At 66.3% G+C, this 16764-nt stretch carries 15 protein-coding genes; 11 read left to right on the plus strand and 4 right to left on the minus strand.

Features of this window, described 5'->3' with window-relative positions:
• Nucleotides 1-11: 11 nt before the first annotated feature.
• The 8 genes from topA (at nt 12) to proC (ending at nt 9690) form a co-directional block, all read left to right on the plus strand.
• Nucleotides 12-2747, plus strand: a complete 2736-nt coding sequence (topA, locus tag ACFVWT_RS00685) for a type I DNA topoisomerase (protein WP_390244315.1) — start codon at nt 12-14, stop codon at nt 2745-2747.
• A 749-nt stretch (nt 2748-3496) separates the two neighbouring features.
• Complete coding sequence (locus ACFVWT_RS00690) at nt 3497-4006, plus strand: hypothetical protein (protein ID WP_390244317.1); 510 nt, start codon at nt 3497-3499, stop codon at nt 4004-4006.
• Between the two features lie 120 nt (nt 4007-4126).
• Nucleotides 4127-4576: an SseB family protein gene (locus ACFVWT_RS00695; protein ID WP_390244319.1), complete on the plus strand. Its 450-nt coding sequence runs from the start codon at nt 4127-4129 to the stop codon at nt 4574-4576.
• Between the two features lie 80 nt (nt 4577-4656).
• Nucleotides 4657-5727, plus strand: a complete 1071-nt coding sequence (locus tag ACFVWT_RS00700) for a Ppx/GppA phosphatase family protein (protein ID WP_390244321.1) — start codon at nt 4657-4659, stop codon at nt 5725-5727.
• Nucleotide 5728: 1 nt separating this feature from the next.
• Nucleotides 5729-6565, plus strand: a complete 837-nt coding sequence (locus ACFVWT_RS00705) for a sugar phosphate isomerase/epimerase family protein (RefSeq protein ID WP_390244323.1) — start codon at nt 5729-5731, stop codon at nt 6563-6565.
• 112 nt (nt 6566-6677) lie between these two features.
• A complete protein-coding gene (locus ACFVWT_RS00710; protein WP_390244325.1) occupies nt 6678-7019 on the plus strand; it encodes a YciI family protein in 342 nt (113 codons plus the stop codon).
• Nucleotides 7020-7037: 18 nt separating this feature from the next.
• Nucleotides 7038-8348 carry an RNA polymerase sigma factor gene (locus ACFVWT_RS00715; protein WP_390244327.1) on the plus strand — a complete coding sequence of 437 codons (1311 nt, stop codon included), beginning with the start codon at nt 7038-7040 and terminating at the stop codon, nt 8346-8348.
• A gap of 508 nt (nt 8349-8856) precedes the next feature.
• Nucleotides 8857-9690: a pyrroline-5-carboxylate reductase gene (gene proC, locus ACFVWT_RS00720; protein ID WP_390244329.1), complete on the plus strand. Its 834-nt coding sequence runs from the start codon at nt 8857-8859 to the stop codon at nt 9688-9690.
• A 95-nt stretch (nt 9691-9785) separates the two neighbouring features.
• Here the strand turns inward: proC and ACFVWT_RS00725 are convergent, their stop codons facing one another.
• Together ACFVWT_RS00725 and ACFVWT_RS00730 are read right to left on the minus strand one after the other, a co-directional pair.
• Entirely contained in the window at nt 9786-10472 is a 687-nt protein-coding gene (locus ACFVWT_RS00725) for a TrkA family potassium uptake protein (RefSeq protein ID WP_043437835.1), read from the minus strand.
• Nucleotides 10465-11898 (minus strand): TrkH family potassium uptake protein, encoded by a 1434-nt coding sequence (locus ACFVWT_RS00730; RefSeq protein WP_390244331.1) that lies wholly within the window; start codon nt 11896-11898, stop codon nt 10465-10467. Before ACFVWT_RS00730 ends, ACFVWT_RS00725 begins: the two co-directional genes overlap by 8 nt.
• Nucleotides 11899-12002: 104 nt before the next feature.
• Here ACFVWT_RS00730 and ACFVWT_RS00735 point away from each other — a divergent pair, with 104 nt between their 5' ends.
• Entirely contained in the window at nt 12003-13226 is a 1224-nt protein-coding gene (locus ACFVWT_RS00735) for an acetoin utilization protein AcuC (RefSeq protein ID WP_390244333.1), read from the plus strand.
• A gap of 28 nt (nt 13227-13254) precedes the next feature.
• On the opposite strand, the gene ACFVWT_RS00740 is transcribed toward ACFVWT_RS00735, so the two are convergent.
• Entirely contained in the window at nt 13255-13749 is a 495-nt protein-coding gene (locus tag ACFVWT_RS00740) for a hypothetical protein (RefSeq protein ID WP_390244335.1), read from the minus strand.
• 155 nt (nt 13750-13904) lie between these two features.
• Between ACFVWT_RS00740 and ACFVWT_RS00745 the strand changes: the two genes are divergently transcribed.
• Entirely contained in the window at nt 13905-14465 is a 561-nt protein-coding gene (locus tag ACFVWT_RS00745; protein WP_390244337.1) for an ArsR/SmtB family transcription factor, read from the plus strand.
• A 100-nt stretch (nt 14466-14565) separates the two neighbouring features.
• On the opposite strand, the gene ACFVWT_RS00750 is transcribed toward ACFVWT_RS00745, so the two are convergent.
• Entirely contained in the window at nt 14566-15945 is a 1380-nt protein-coding gene (locus ACFVWT_RS00750) for an alpha-hydroxy-acid oxidizing protein (RefSeq protein WP_390244339.1), read from the minus strand.
• Nucleotides 15946-16048: 103 nt separating this feature from the next.
• Here ACFVWT_RS00750 and ACFVWT_RS00755 point away from each other — a divergent pair, with 103 nt between their 5' ends.
• Nucleotides 16049-16756, plus strand: coding sequence for a FadR/GntR family transcriptional regulator (locus tag ACFVWT_RS00755; protein WP_390244341.1), 708 nt, complete (start codon nt 16049-16051; stop codon nt 16754-16756).
• The last annotated feature ends 8 nt before the right edge of the window (nt 16757-16764 follow it).

The following is a 16764-nucleotide window of genomic DNA, read 5'->3' on the forward strand; positions in this document are numbered from 1 at the left end:
GTAGGAGCACCGTGCCAAGCAAGGCCAAAACCGGCAAGAAACTCGTGATTGTGGAGTCTCCGGCCAAGAGCAAGACCATCGCCAAGTACCTGGGCGAGGGCTTCATCGTTGAGGCCTCCATCGGTCACATTCGTGATCTGCCGCAGCCGTCCGAGCTCCCCGCCGAACTCAAGAAGACCTCGATCGGCAAGTTCGCCGTCGACATCGAACACGACTTCAAGCCTTACTACGTGGTGTCCCCGGACAAGAAGAAAAAGGTGACTGAGCTCAAGGCGGCGCTCAAGGACGCTGACGCCCTCTATCTCGCAACCGATGGGGACCGCGAGGGCGAGGCCATCGCGTGGCACCTGCTGGAAGTGCTCAAGCCCAAGGTCCCGGTCTACCGGATGACGTTCGGTGAAATCACCAAGGAAGCCATCCAGCGCGCCATGGGCAACCTGCGCGATGTCGACCAGGACCTCGTGGACGCCCAGGAAACCCGCCGCGTACTGGACCGCCTGTACGGCTACGAAATTTCCCCGGTGCTGTGGCGCAAGGTGGCCCGCGGCCTGTCCGCCGGCCGTGTACAGTCCGTGGTCACCCGCATGGTGGTTGACCGCGAACGGGAACGCATGGCATTCAAGGCCGCGTCCTACTGGGACCTCACCGGCCAGTTCGGTGCCGGCAACGGCGCGACGTCGTCTTTCAAGGCGAAGCTCGCCGCCGTCGACGGCGCCAAAGTGGCCAGCGGCCGGGACTTCAACGACGACGGCGAACTCACCTCGCGCAACGTCACGCACCTGAACGAGGAACTTGCCACGTCGCTGGCAGCGGGACTGCAGACCGCGGAATTCCGTGTCCGCTCCGTCGACACCAAGCCCTACACCCGCCGTCCGGCGGCGCCGTTCACTACCTCCACGCTGCAGCAGGAGGCGGGCCGCAAGCTGCGGTTCTCCTCGAAGAGCACCATGCAGGTGGCCCAGCGCCTCTACGAAAACGGCTACATCACCTATATGCGTACGGACTCGTCCGCGCTGAGTGATGAAGCCGTAACGGCCGCCCGGCGCCAGGCCGCCGAGCTCTACGGTCCGGAGTACGTGCCGCAGTCGCCCCGGGTTTACACCGGCAAGGCAGCCAACGCGCAGGAAGCCCACGAGGCCATCCGCCCCGCCGGCGACTCCTTCCGCACCCCGGCGCAAGTGGCCAAGCAGCTCTCGGGTGACGAATTCCGGCTCTACGAGCTCATCTGGAAGCGCACCGTTGCCTCCCAGATGGGTGACGCCAAGGGCTCCACGGCCACCATCCGCCTCGGCGCGGTGGCTGCGGACGGCCGCGACGCCGAGTTCTCGGCGTCCGGCACCGTCATCACCTTCCCCGGCTTCCTCGCCGCCTACGAGGAAGGCAAGGACGAAAGCCGCGGGGACGACGACTCCGAGGAAGCGCGCCGCCTTCCCAATGTGGCCAAGGACGACGCCCTCACGGCCTCGGAGATCGTTGCCGTCGGCCATGAGACCTCACCGCCGCCGCGTTACACCGAAGCGTCCCTGACTGCGGAACTGGAAAAGAAGGGCATCGGCCGCCCGTCCACCTATGCCTCCACGATCTCCACCATCCAGGACCGCGGCTACGTCCGGAAGCAGGGCTCCGCCCTGGTACCGAGCTGGATCGCCTTTTCCGTGATCCGGCTGCTCGAGCAGCACTTCCACGACTACGTGGACTACGACTTCACGGCCGACATGGAAGCGGACCTCGACAAGATCGCCAACGGCCAGGAAGCCGGACCCGCCTGGCTCAAGCACTTCTACTACGGCGAAGACTCCGACCCCGGCCTGCTGAGCATCGTGAACAACCTTGGCGAAATCGACGCCAAGGAAATCAACTCCGTGCCGATCGCCGAGGGCATCACCCTGCGCGTGGGCAAGTTCGGCCCCTACCTAGAGAGCTCGGTCCCCACGGTCGACCCGAAGACCGGCGAGGTGGTGGAGTCGGCGCGCGCCAACGTCCCGGAGGACCTGGCTCCGGATGAGCTGACGGCCGCCAAGGCCAAAGAGCTGATGGAGACTGCAGCGCCGGAGGAACGGGTCCTCGGCGAAGACCCGCACACGGGCCACACGATCGTCGCTAAGAACGGCCGCTACGGTGCCTACGTCACGGAAATCATCCCGGAGATGACGGACGAGCAGCTGGCCAACCAGCCGGTGGAGTACTACAAGAACGGTAAGCCGAAGCCGCCGAAGAAACCCGTCAAGGCCAAGCCGCGCACCGGCTCGCTCTTCGCGGCCATGAGCGTGGACACGGTCAGCCTGGACGAGGCCCTGCAGCTCATGAGCCTGCCGCGCGCGCTCGGCGAGGACGCCGAAGGCAACGTCATCACCGTGCAGAACGGCCGCTTCGGCCCGTACCTGAAGAAGGGCACGGACTCGCGTTCCATAGGTTCCGAAGAGGAAATCTTCACGATCACCCTCGAGCAGGCACTGGAGATCTACTCCCAGCCAAAGCAGCGTGGAGCCCGTGCGGCCGTCCCGCCGCTCGCCGAGTTCGGTCCGGACCCGGTGTCGGAGAAGAACATCGTGGTGAAGGAAGGCCGCTTCGGCCCCTACATCACCGACGGGATCACCAACATCACTGTTCCGCGGTCCACCTCGCTGGAGGAACTGACGCGCGAGCAGGCCGTGGAACTGCTGGCGGAGAAGCGCGCCAAGGGCCCGGCCAAACGTCCTGCCGCGCGCAAGGCCCCGGCGAAGAAGAAGGCTGTCGCCAAGAAGTAGTGCATCGAGACCGTGGGTGCGGGCCGGCGGCTGTGTTATGGAACGCAGCCTCCGGCCCGCACCCGCGTCCAGGGTTTTCCACATGGCCCGGCCGGGCGATTCCAAGGCGTCGGCCGCCAGTGGAAGCTGATGGAATGACCCATCAGGCAAACACCCGCCCGCATGAAGCAACTGATCCGCTCGCTGACATGTGGGCCGAAATCGGGACCTCGTCGGCGGATGGCCGGGTCTCACAGAGCTCACCCGCGGCCGCCATAGTGCCTCCCCTGCCGGAGGAGGCCGGTGCACGTTCCGGCTCCAACCGAAGGGTGCCTCTTTCCCTGGCGCCGGATCACGCCCCCGCTGCATTTCCGCTTCCCAGAGGCGAGATCATGTGGCGCACGGACGAGCTACTTGCGCAGGGGCTCAGCAAGCGGCGAATCAATGAGCACCTCCGGGCAGGATCCCTTGTCAGGGTCCGCACGGGCGTCATGGCCCGCGGAAGTTTCTGGAATGGCCTCTCGGACGGCGACAGGGAGCGGACCCGACTTACCGCGTACAGCAAGCGGACCCTGCCGGCTTCTGCTGACGGACTGACGTTCAGCCACACGTCCGCAGCTCGCTTGCATCGGCTGTATTTGTGGCGAGCCGACAGCCTGATACACGTAACCATTCCGTACCATGCCGCCCGGGGATCGCACGCTGCCGACGTCAGGGCCCATTCGAGTCCTCTTCTGCCCGGAGACCGTCTGGAGATAGATGGCTTGCCCGTGACGTCGCTAGACCGGACCGTGCTGGACTGCGCCCTGATGCTCAACTACCGGCAAGTCCTGATCCTCCTGGATCACGGGCTGCGGAGCGGATGCGACCGGCGCCGACTGGAATCGGCCTGCGCCGGACTGGCCGGAGCCCGGGGCGTTGCCGGTTTTCGCCGGGCCCTGGCTTTTGCCCACCCACTGTCGGAGTCGCCCGGCGAGTCATTGGCCAGAGACCTCATCGCGCGGCTGAGGTTCCCCGCCCCTGTGCTCCAATTTCCGGTTCAAACGATCCGCGGCACCTACCGATTCGACTTTGCATGGCCTGACCTTCGGGCTGCCCTGGAGTTCGATGGAAAGTCAAAGTACTTCGATTACAAACCGACAGCCCAAGTGATTTATGAAGAGCGCGAACGGGAGAAGCTGTTGACCGAACAAGGGTGGCGGATCCTGCGCATCGGCTGGAAGGACCTGTTCGACGAACAGGGCATGAAAGGGCGCCTTCTGCGGCTCCTGGGTGGATGAGATCGCGGCTGCCGGCCGGGGCCTGTGTTCCGGAACGCAGCCTCCGGCCCGCACCCACGAAGTCGAAGCCCGGCAACAGCGGAATTGCGTCCCGCCCGGCAAACGTGGTCGAGTAGATGTATGACTGAACAGCCTGTACCCGAGGAAATCCAGCCCCTGAACGACCTCGAAGAGAAGCTCGCCACAGGTGACCAGCCGGATGCCAACCCGGTGGACGTCATCCTGTCCTTCCTCAACAACGAGGTCTACATCATCAGCTCCGATGCGCTTGAGGGCGAGGACGCACAGGTGGAACCCCTGGTGCTGTCCAACGCCGAGGGCAAGCCCGTGCTGGCCGTGTTCTCGCACCCGAGCCGGGTGGACCAGCAGTTCCTCGACGCCGCCCCCAACGTCCTGGGCACCCAGGGAGCCGCCATCATCGGCAACCTCGGGGATGAGCTTGGCATGGTGATCAACCCGGGCAGCGCCTTCGGCTTCGAAATCGATCCCGAAGGTGTCGCCAACATCCGGCGCGACTTCAAGCGTGCCGACCAGCCCGCAGAGGATTCGGGCACTCCGGCAGCCGAGTAGCTGCAGTTTCATTCCGACTTGGAGAGGCTAGCCGCCGACGCAGTTGCGCCGGCGGCTAGCCATCGGTGAATAATGGCAGAATGCGTCTAGGCGTCCTCGACATCGGTTCAAACACTGTCCATCTGCTCCTGGTTGACGCGCACCCCGGCGCGCGGCCGGTGCCCTTCGCCTCGCATAAACGTCCGCTCTCGCTGGTGCAGTTCCTCGACGCCGATGGAAACATCAACGATGCCGGCCAGCACGAACTCATTGAATTCGTCCTGGAAGCGTGGGAGTTCGCGGCCAAACACAAAGCCCAGGAGCTGCTGGCCTTTTGTACCTCCGCCATCCGCGAAGCCACCAACGGTCCTGCGGTGCTGGCCCGGGTCAAGCACGAAACCACCGTGACGCTCCAGGAGCTCACCGGCAGCGAAGAAGCGTCCATGACGTTCTTCGCCGTCCGGCGCTGGTACGGCTGGGGCGCCGGGCCCATCCTGAACCTCGACATCGGCGGCGGATCCTTCGAAATGGCGTTGGGCCAGGACGAGCTCCCTGAGCTGGCCACGTCCGTGCCGCTTGGCGCGAGCCGCCTCACCCGGGACTGGCTGCAGGAAGACCCGCCCACCGCGAAGAGCGTCAAAGAGCTCCGCCGCTACATCCGGGCAACCCTCAAGCCTGCCGTGCGAAGCTTCAACGATCTGGGCAGGGCCAACGTGGTGGCCGGGACCTCCAAAACCTTCCGTTCCCTGGCCCGGATCGCCGGTGCAGCCCCCAGCGCGGCCGGACCTTACGTCAAGCGCGAACTGGGCGCCACGGACCTTGGCATCTGGGCGCAGCGGATCTCTGCCATGAAGACCGAAGACCGGCTGCACCTCCCCGGTGTCTCCGAAGCCCGGGCCAACCAGCTCCTCGCAGGAGCCCTCGTGGCCGAGGCAGCCCTGGAACTCTTCGCATTCAAGAAGGTCAAGATCTGCCCCTGGGCGCTCCGGGAAGGACTGATCCTCCGCAGGCTGGACCAGTTGATCTTTGAAGGACCCCTGGAACCGGCCCACCAGGTGGTGCTGCCTCCCGTTGCGGCCCCCGCTGCCGCGACCACAACCGCCCCGGCCAGCGTCGCTGGCCCCGACTCCACCCCGGCCGCTGCCACCGTCTCCGGCGGGAGGGCTGACTGAGATGAGCACCGCCGTCGAACGTTCCCCGGAGGAAAAACGCGTGATCCCGGTGGCGCTGTCCAGCGCATCTGTCTACCCGCTGAGCGTGCACGATGCTTTCGCCGTGGCCCAGGACCTTGGTTTTGACGGCGTGGAAGTGATGGTCACCAACAACGCCACCAGCCAGAGCCCGCACTCCCTCCTGGAGCTCAGCCACCGTTACCGGCAGCCGATCGTGTCCATCCACGCGCCCACGCTGCTGCTGACCCAGAAGGTCTGGGGTTCGGCATGGAACAAGATCGAAATGTCCTGCCGGATGGCGCGTGAAGTGGGCTGCGGGACCGTGGTGGTCCATCCGCCGTTCCGCTGGCAGAACAACTACGCGGAGAACTTCCCGGCAGGCATCCGCCAGCTCGCCGACATGTACCAGGTGCGGATCGCCGTCGAAAACATGTACCCGTGGCGCGTGCGGGGCCGGGAGACGGTTGCCTACCTGCCGCACTGGGACCCGCTGGGACAGGATTACGACGACGTCACGTGGGACTTCTCGCACGCCGCCACCGCGGGGGCCAACAGTGTTGAGGCGATCAAGGCTCTCGGCAGCAAACTCAGGCACATCCACCTCACGGACGGATCCGGTTCCGGCCGGGACGAGCACTTGATTCCAGGCCGCGGCAACCAGGGCTGTGCGGAAGCGCTGCAGCATCTGGCCGGCAGCGGATTCGACGGCGTGGTGGTGGCGGAAATTTCCACCCGGCGGGCAAAGTTCGCGGGGGAACGCGAACTGTGGCTTAACGAAACCCTGAAGTTCGCGCGCCAGCACCTGAGCCACCCGCTGGTCGGTGCACGCGAGGCGTAGCAGGATTCTCCGCAAAGGGGCGGGGGAGGTGTGTCGATACGGGCGGGAGCCGTTCGTATAGGAGGTGAGAGGCCGGCACCCCGCCGGCCGGATCCTCAAGGAGGAAAACCAAATGTCACAGTATCTGCTCAGCATCTACCAGCCTGACGGTCCCGTCCCGGACGGGGAGTTCCTGGAGCCCATCATGCGCGGTTTGGAAGGCCTGAACCTGGAGATGAAGGCGGCCGGCGCCTGGGTTTTCGCCGCGGGGCTCCATCCCGCGGACACGGCCACCGTCCTGCGGCCGCAGGGGGACGACGTGCTTGTCACCGACGGCCCGTACACCGAAGGCAAGGAGCACCTGGGAGGCTTCACTGTCATCGACGTGGACGACCTCGACGCCGCCCTGAACTGGGCCCGCCGACTGGCCAAGATCGTGACGTTGCCGGTCGAAGTCCGCCCCTTCCAGCACTAAGCCCTCGGAGACGTCCGGATGACGGGGCGCGGTTCCGCTGCCGGGGGTTCCGCCTCGGAGGCTTCCAGCGGCGAGATAGCCCGGATCTTCCGCCGGGAATACGGCCGCGCCGTGGCAGTGCTGGTCCGGGTATTCGGCAGCATCGACGTCGCCGAGGACGCCGTCCAGGACGCGTTCACGGCGGCGGTGCAACGCTGGCCCTCCAGCGGCGTCCCGCCCAGCCCGGCCGGATGGATTATCACCACTGCCCGCAACAGGGCCATCGACCGGCTCCGGCGTGACGCCGCCCGCGACGACAAATACGCCCAAGCAGCCCTGCTGCATGCCCGCACCGGTGATGCCTCCGGAGCGGCGCCCGAGGAGCTGCTGATGGATGAGCTGGGAGAGGAGGCCGGCGTGCGCGATGACACGCTGAGGCTCATCTTCACCTGCTGCCACCCCGCCCTGGGAAACCCGGCCCGCGTGGCGCTGACTCTCCGCCTCCTGGGCGGCCTGAGCACCGCGGAGATAGCGCGCGCCTTCATGGTGCCGGAAAAGACCATGGCCCAGCGGCTGGTCCGGGCCAAGGCGAAAATACGGGATGCCCGGATTCCCTACCGTGTTCCCCGCGGCGCGGAGCTGCCGGAGCGCCTCACAGCGGTGCTCGCCGTCGTCTACCTCATCTTCAACGAGGGCTACAGCGCGAGCTCCGGCCAAGCACTGGTCCGCGGCGAGCTCTGCGGGGAGGCTATCAGGCTGGCCCGGCTCCTGGTGGCCCTGATGCCGGATGAACCCGAAGCCCAGGGGCTTCTGGCGCTGCTGCTGCTTATCGAATCTCGGCACGCAGCCAGGATGACGCCCGACGGCGGCATGGTGCTTTTGGCGGACCAGGACAGGCAGCTGTGGGACAAGGACCTGATCCTCGAGGGGCAGGCAATGGTCCGCCGGTGCCTTCGCCGGAACCAGCCGGGACCGTATCAGCTCCAGGCCGCCATCAACGCGGTGCACAGCGATTCCCCGTCGGCAGAGGAAACGGACTGGGAACAGGTCCTGCGGTTGTACGATCAGCTCCTGCACGCGTCGCCGGGCCCGGTGGTGGCCCTTAACCGCGCGGTGGCCGTGGCCGAAGTGCACGGCCCGGAGGCAGGCCTCGGGCTGGTGGACACCCTGGAACTGGCAGGCTACGGGGTGTTCCATTCCGTACGCGCTGATCTGCTCCGGCGCCTGGGCCGCTTCTCCGAAGCCAGGGAGGAATACCTCATGGCGCTGGGGCTGGCAGGCAACGCGGCCGAGCGGCGTTTCCTGGAAGGCAGGCTCCTCGGTCTGCCCGCGGCGGATCGGCCGCGTTAAAGAGAAAACGCCGGGCGGTCCTGCCGAAGGAATTGGGGGAACCCTTCCGCAGCCGCCCGGCGCTCCGCCGGTTCCGAAGAACAGGCTGTCATCACTCGCACCTGTGAGGCACCTTCCAAGGTACAGACCCATTTTGGGTGTTCCGGGAGTTTTCCCTGTGCGTTGGCTGGCAAGACGTCCGCTGCCCGGCACTGCCTGGTCTGGCCGGACGCAGTGCTGCGCCGGGACTTAAATGAGAAAGCACCGGCGGCCTCGCAGGAAAATGGGGGAAACCTGCTGCAGACCACCGGTGCCGGGCAAACATCCCCATGCTTGCCGCATCACTCGCACCCTCAATGAGGTAATAACTACGTTAGGGGCCGACTTTGTGAGGAAGCTGCGCCGAGCATGTGAGCCAGCTGTGAATGGGGGCGGGGCTGTCCCCGTCCGCTGCCGCCGCTCGGCTGGAGGCCGTCCGGTCTGCAGGCTCCGGATGCGACAACGAGCGCCGAACTGCAATGATGGACCAATGAGCAACCGAATCGCATTCCTTGGCTGTGGATCCATGAACGAGGCCGTCATGAGCGGCATGCTGGAGGCCGGAACCGACCCGGCGGACGTGGTGGCCACAGTCCGGCGCGCGGAGCGTGCCGCCGAACTTGCCGAGCGCCACGCAGGCATCACGGCCATTGCCGGCGAGGAGGAGCCTGAGAACAACAAGCAGGCGGCCACCGGCGCCGACGTCGTAATTCTCGGCGTCAAGCCCGTGGGAATTGCCGACCTCGCGCGGGAAATCAGCGGTTCGCTTTCCCCGAAAGCCATCGTGGTCAGCGTTGCCGCCGCGGTGTCCATCGCGCAGCTTGAAGCCGCGCTGCCAGCCGGCCAGCCGGTGATCCGCACAATGCCCAATACCCCTGCCAAGCTGGGCCGCGGCGTCGTGTCCGTCTCGCCGGGTACCAACTGCTCGGCCGAACAGCTGCAGCTGGCCAAGGACATCCTCAAGGGTGCCGGCACTGTGGTGGAGGTGCCCGAAGAACAAGTGGACGCGCTGTCCGCCATCAGCGGTTCGGGGCCGGCCTACGTGTTCTACCTGGCCGAGGCGATGGCTGCCGCCGGCGTCGAGCTCGGACTCGATCCGGAGTTGTCGCTGCTGCTGGCACGGGAAACGGTTGCCGGAGGCGGCCTGATGCTGGCCGAGCCTGGCGCGGATCCCGCCGCCCTGCGCAAGGCCGTGACCAGCCCCAACGGCACCACGGAACGCGCCATAGCAACGTTCGATGAACGGGGCCTGCCGGCGATCATCGCCGCCGGCGCCCGTGCCGCGGCCGCCCGCGCAGCCGAAATCACGAAGCAACTGGGCTGACGGCTCACCGAGCGGACCCTACGAGTTTTTGTCCAGATAATGCCCTTTCGGGACCGCTTTGGTGCCATTATCTGGACAAAAACTCGGGCCCCCGGCTACGGGCGGGCGGCGAACCGTTCCAGCAGGTCCACGTGGCCGGACACGATCAGCATGTCCCGCGATGACACTTTGGTCTCCGGGCGGGCGTACGTGAAGTCCTCGCCCGGGGTCTTCACGCCCACAATGGTCACGCCGTACTTGGAACGGACCTTGGATTCCTCGAGGGTAAACCCGACAGTCTCCCGCGGCGGATACATCTTCACGATCGCGTAGTCGTCGTCGAACTCGATGAAGTCCAGCATCCGTCCGGACACCAGGTGCGCGGCACGGACGCCGGCGTCGGCCTCCGGGTAGATCACGTGGTTGGCACCGATCCTGGTCAGGATCTTGCCATGGGACGGGGTGATCGCCTTGACCCAGAGGTGCTGGATTCCGAGGTCCACAAGGTTCACGGTGATCAGCACCGAGGACTCGATGGACGTGCCCACCCCCACCACGGCGGAGCTGAACTCCTGCGCGCCGAGCTGCCGCAGGGCGTCGATGTTGGTGGCGTCGGCCTCGACGACGTGCGTGAGCACGGGGGCCCATTTCTGCACCAGGTTGCGGTCGCGTTCGATCGCCAGGACCTCGCGACCCTGTTTGACCAGCTGTTCGGCGGTGGATGAGCCGAAGCGGCCCAGTCCAATCACCAGCACGGGGGCGTTGTGGGCGGGGCGATTTACGGCGCCTGAGGAATCAGCCAATGATGGGCCTCTCTTCCGGGTAGTGGTACAGCTGGCTGCGCTGGCGCAGGGCCAGCGCAGCGGCGAGGGTTACGGTGCCCACGCGTCCGGCAAACATCAGCGCGGACAGGACATAAACGCCCGACGGCGGCAGCTCGGCACTGAGGTTCGTGCTGAGGCCCACGGTGGCGAAGGCTGAGATGGTTTCGAAGAGCACCCGGTCGAGGGACGCCCCGCTGATGTGCAGCAGCATGAAGGCTGAGACGGAGACAAGCGTGGCGCCCGCGACGATCACCGAGATGGCCACCCGCATGGTTCCCTGCGGGATGGTGCGGCCGTAAACCTTCACATCGGCGTCGCCGCGGGCCTCGGCCACGATGGCCAGGAACATGACGGCGATGGTGGTCACCTTGATGCCGCCGGCCGTTGAGGCCGAACCGCCGCCGGCGAACATCAGGGCATCGGTGAGGAGCATGGTGGTGGATTCCATGTGGTTCTGGTCCACCAGGTTGAAGCCGCCGGACCGGGTCATCACGGAGGCGAACAGCGAGTGGGTGATTTTGTCGCCGATGTCCATGGAACCGATGGTCCGCATGTTCTCCCACTCCATGAGCCCCCACAGCACCGTTCCGGCCGCCAGGAGGATGAACGACACCTGGATGGTCAGCTTGGTGTGCAGGTTCCATTTCTTCCAGTTCAGCCCGTTCTGCTGCAGCACCATCACCACGGGAAAACCCAGGCTGCCCAGGAAGACGCCGAGCATCAGCGGGACCAGGATCCAGAGATCGGTCTCGTACGGGACGATGCCATCCGAGTGCGGCGTGAAACCGGCGTTGTTGAAGGCCGAAATGGCATAGAAGACGCCATGCCACACCGACTGGCCGAGGCTCTCTCCCAGCGCAAGGAAGCGGGGGACCAGGGCAACGGCGAGGGCAGCCTCAATGACCACGGAGGTGGTGATGACGATCCGCAGCAGGGTGCCCACTTCGCCAAGGCGGCCGGCGTTGTTCATGGCTTCCTGGGCAATCAGCTTCCCGCGGACGCCTAGCTTCTTGCTGACCATCAGCGCCAGCAGCGAGGCCAGCGTCAGCGTGCCCAGGCCTCCGACGAAAATGCCGATCAGGATGACCAGCTGGCCAAAGAAGGACCAGTGCACCGCGGTGGAAACGACGGTCAGGCCGGTGACGCAGACCGCGGACACCGCGGTGAAGAGCGCCTGGTGCAGGGGAGTGAAATCGCCGGAGGCAGAGGACGCCGGCAGGGACAGAAGCCCCGTGAACAAGACGATGACGACACCGAACGCGGTCAGCGCCAGCCGTGCCGGCGACGTGTTGGCGATGTTGTCGATAAAGTCGCGGATTCCCGTGAAAATCCACAGGCCCTCACGCTCCGGCATGCCGGGATGCCAGTTAGCCGGGCTCTGGGACCTCGGCTGGCTTTGCGTCATGTGCGGCTTTTCCTCGGTTGAATCGGCTTCCTTCAGTAGTAAACCACTATATTCCGCGCGATGACCGGGAAATCCGGGTGCCCGGCTCAGGTAGCCTGTCCTTGATGACATTCCTGCCCGGACTCACGCAGCCCGCACTGCCAACGATGGTGGTGTGGGACATGGCCATGACTGCCTACAACTTCGGCCACGGGCATCCGATGGCACCGGAACGCATGGAGCTCACCGCGCGCCTTGCCCGCAGCCTTGGCCTGCTGGACCTGGGGCACGTCACCGTGGCCGCCCCGGAAGTGGCCGGCGACGACGAACTCTGCACCGTCCACAGCCCCGAATTCGTGGCTGCGGTCCGGCAGGTCAGCCTGAACCCGGGCGTCCCCGACCTGGAGCGGGGCCTGGGCACCGAGGACGACCCCGCTTTCGCCGGCATGCATGAGGCCAGCGCGCGGCTTGCCGGCGGTTCACTGATGGCGGCCAGCGCGATCCTGGACGGCAGCGCTGTCCGGGCAGTCAACTTCGGCGGCGGCATGCACCACGCCGCGAGGGAGCGGGCCAGCGGCTTCTGCATCTACAACGATGCCGCCCTGGCCATCCAGAAACTGCTCGACGGCGGTGTGCAGCGGGTGGCATATATCGACGTTGACGCCCACCACGGTGACGGGACGCAGAGCATCTTCTGGGATGACCCGAGGGTCCTCACCATTTCCCTGCACGAAACCGGACTGACACTGTTTCCCGGGACGGGCTTCGCCAACGAGATCGGCGGCCCCAACGCCCAGGGCAGCGCGGTCAATGTGGCCCTTCCGGCCGGAACGGGCGACGCCGGCTGGCTGCGGGCGTTCCATGCCGTGGTTCCGCAGCTGATCGGCGCCTTCGAGCCCGAGGTGATCGTGAGCCAGCACGGCTGCGACTCGCACCGGCTCGATCCCCTGACGCACCTCAACATCAGCGTGGACGGTCAGCGTGAGGCGGCCACCGCCGTCGGGAATCTCGCGGCCCGCTACTGCGGCAACCGGTGGATTGCCACCGGCGGAGGGGGCTACAACGTGATCAGCGTGGTGCCGCGCTCCTGGAGCCACCTCATTGCCGTTGCGGCGGGCAGGCCCGTGCCGCTCCGGACGCCCGTTCCCGAGGACTGGCGGCAGTACGTCCAGGACAAGTACGGGGCCATCTATGGAGTGACGGCGCCCGCGCTGATGGGCGACGACGTTGATCTGTGGTGGCGCTCCTGGGAGGTCGGCTTCGATCCCAACGACGAGGTGGACCGAACCGTGATGGCCACGCGCAAGGAAGTGTTTCCGCTGTACGGCCTGGACCCCTGGTTCGACTAGCACCCGGTTCGACTAGCACCGGGTTCAATTAGGCGAGTGGCTTTTCCGTCTGGAAAACCACCCCGGCGGCGCCGATGAGCCAGCCAAGCAGTGACAAGGCGAAGGCGCCGATGAGGTCCGTTGACGCCGTTCCCTTGACCAGCCAGAGCAGCAGGACCAGCAGCCCCACTGCCAGGTAAACCACCACCGCGGCCACGATCCGGCCGGACAGCCGGGCCGTGACCTCGGCCGGGTTGAAGGCAACGGTGGCGCCGGCTTGGCCAGGTTTCAGGTCACGGCGGGCTTCCTCATCGCGGCGGACTTCGGCAATGGTGAACCCCAGGGCCGATGCGGTCAGGGAGCTCAGGGACGTGGCCAGCACGCCCGCCGCAGTCACCAGGGCTCCGTTGAGGGGCGGAGCGACCGTCCTGCCGTCGGGCACCCAGAACCCGACGCGCAGCAGCACGGATCCCCAGACCGCCACAAACAAGCCCAAAAACACAAACGCGATGATGTTGAACAGCTGCTGGCGCAGGAAATCCATGGCCACCCACCCCTCATGTTTGAGCGGCCGCAGCCGGACAGCCCGGGGCAACCGTGAGTCCGTTGTAGCACTGCGGCAGGTGCGGGGCAATGGCCGTTGTGCGCAGGAGGAAATAGTGGATGCCATCCGGCGTATATGTCGCTAGGGTGGATCCCATGGTGACAGACGACGTATTTGCCGTCATTGCTGAGGCAACCCGGCGTGACATTCTGGTATCCCTCCGCTCGGGGGACAAAGCAGTGGGGGAGCTGGTTGAGGAACTGGACGCCAGCCAGCCCACCATCTCCAAACATTTGAAAGTGCTTCGCGAGGCCGATCTGGTCAGCATGCGCGCCCAGGGCCAGAAGCGCTACTACGCGCTGAACCCCAAACCGCTTGCCGGCGTCGCCAGTTGGCTGGAGACGTTCGACGTCGGGCCGCGTGCCGCCGTCGTCAGCTCACCGGCCGCCCAGATTCTGGAGGAAAAAACCGTGCAGGCGTCGGAAGCGGCCACGCCGTCGCCGGTGGCCGCGGCTGCGGGCACAGTCCGTCCGTCCGGGTCAGCAGCAGTGCCCGGTGCCTCGGAAGGCGGTCAGCTGAGCCCGGCCGTAGCGATTCCGGTGGCCACGGCCGGGGATGACACCGTCCCGCAGCAGATCGGCCGCACCGTGGGCCGGGCCGCCACAAAAGCCGCCGACCTCATCGCGAACCTGCCCAAGTTCGGCCGCAAGAAGTAGCCCGGCTTCACCCAACTGACCAGCAGTTAACGCTGTGAAAACGCGTTTTGGGAGCGTTAACTGCTAGTCAGTTGGGCGGGTCTCCGAAAACGGGCCCGGCCTACCTGCCGAGGATCCGGACGTGGTCCGGGGTGAGCTCGGAGAGCTTGCTGACGCCCAGCAGCGCCATGGTGCGGGTCATGTCCTTTTCCAGGATCTGGAGGGCGCGGTCCACGCCGGCCCGGCCGCCGGCCATGAGGCCGTAGAGGTACGCGCGGCCGATCAGCGTGAAGTCGGCGCCCTGGGCCAGCGCGGCAATGATGTCCGCCCCGCTCATGATGCCGGTGTCCAGGATGATGGCGGCGTCGGAGTTGTCCTTGGTGAAGGCCTCCTTGACGCCGGGCAGCAGGTGGAACGGGATGGGCGCACGGTCCAGCTGGCGTCCGCCGTGGTTGGAGAGCACCACGCCGTCGGCGCCGTGGTCCACTACTTTGCGGGCGTCCTCCACGGTCTGGATCCCCTTGACCACGAGCTTGCCCTTCCAGGTTTCGCGCAGCCAGTCCAGGTCCTCGAACGTCAGGGTGGGGTCGAACATGGAGTTGATCAGGTCCGCCACGGTGCCGGTGTACCGCGAGAGCGACGCAAACGTCAGCGGCTCGTGGGTGAGGAAGTTGAACCACCAGGCCGGACGGTAGGACGCATCCAGCACGGTTTTGATGGTCAGTGCCGGCGGGATGGTCATGCCGTTGCGGACGTCGCGGAGGCGGGCGCCGGCGACGGCGGTGTCCACAGTGACCATCAGGGTGTCGTTTCCTGCCTTGGCGGCGCGCTCGATCAGTTCGAGGGAGCGGTCGCGGTCCGTCCACAGGTACAGCTGGAACCAGTTGCGTCCGTTGGGTGCCGCCTGGGCGACATCCTCAATGGACGCCGTGCCCATGGTGGAGAGCGTGTAGGGAATGCCGGCGGCCTCAGCGGCCTGCGAACCGGCGTACTCACCTTCGGACTGCATCATCCGGGTGAAGCCGGTGGGCGCGATGCCGACGGGCAGGCGGGACGGCTTACCCAGGATGTCGGTGCCCAGGTCGATGCTGGAGACGTTCCGGAGGATGCCCGGCCGGAACTCGATGTCCAGGAAGGCTTCACGGGCGCGCCGCAGGGTGATTTCGGCTTCGGCGGCGCCGTCGGTGTAATCGAACGGTGCCTGCGGGGTGCGGCGCTTGGCCATGTCCCGCAGCTCCCAGATGGTGCTGGCGCGCTGCAGCTTCGCGGCGCGGCTGAACTCGGGCTTCTTGAACTGCATCAGCGGCGCGAGGTCCGAGTACTTCGGCACGCGGCGCTTGAGCGCGGCCGGGACTGCTGCTGCGGCCCGGTTCACTGCGCCGGACAACGTTGCGCCGGTTATGGACACTCCGGGTGCGGCGCCGGCGGCCGTGGACGGAACGTCCGTTGTGTCAGGGGCCGGGGTGGCCTCGGGGTTGTTGGGCTGGATAGTGTGCGTCATTGCTGCCTCCGGGGCATCGGGCTGGGGTGGCTCTGGACAGGTGGCCTGTGGTCTAACCACACTCTAAGGGATGTGGTCCAACCACATCAAGTACCATTGGCCCATGCGTACCCATCAATTGGTCCTGCAGTGGATCGAGAACCAGCTTTCCAGCGGCGAACTGGCACTGGGTGGTCGGCTGCCGGCGGAGCGGATGCTGGCCGAACATCTGCAGGTCTCGCGCACCTCTGTCCGTGAGGCGATCCGCGTCCTGGAAGCCATGGGGGTAGTCCGCGCCGGGGTGGGATCCGGTCCCGATGCCGGCACGGTGGTCATCGCCGACCCGACGGCGGCGCTCGGATCGGCGCTGCGACTCCACGTGGCCACCTCGCACCTGCCCGTGGCGGATATTGTGCAGACCCGCGTCCTGCTTGAATCCTGGGCGGTTGCCCGGGCCCGAACGGACTCCCCGGCGCTGGCAGAGGCCGCCGAGCTGCTGGAAAAGATGGAGGCGTGCCCGGACACCGACGAATTCCTGGCCCTCGACGTCCGCTTCCACCTGGCCCTCGCCGAAGCTGCCGGCAACGCCGTGGTCAGTGCCATGATGGGCTCCCTGCGCGAAGCGATCCAAAGCTACGCCGGTAGGCTGACGGCCAACCTTCCCGACTGGGAGGCCACTGCCGACCGGCTCCGCGCCGAGCACCGCGAGATCCTCGCGGCCATTAACCACCACGACGGCGGCAGGGCAGCCGGGCTCGTGGCAGCCCATATCGAGGGTTATTACAAAGAGGCCGGGCTGGATCCGAAGGATTCGGACCCTGCCCGGCCTTAGCCCTCTGG

The organism is Arthrobacter sp. NPDC058288 (genome assembly GCF_042880995.1).
Taxonomy (GTDB): domain Bacteria; phylum Actinomycetota; class Actinomycetes; order Actinomycetales; family Micrococcaceae; genus Arthrobacter.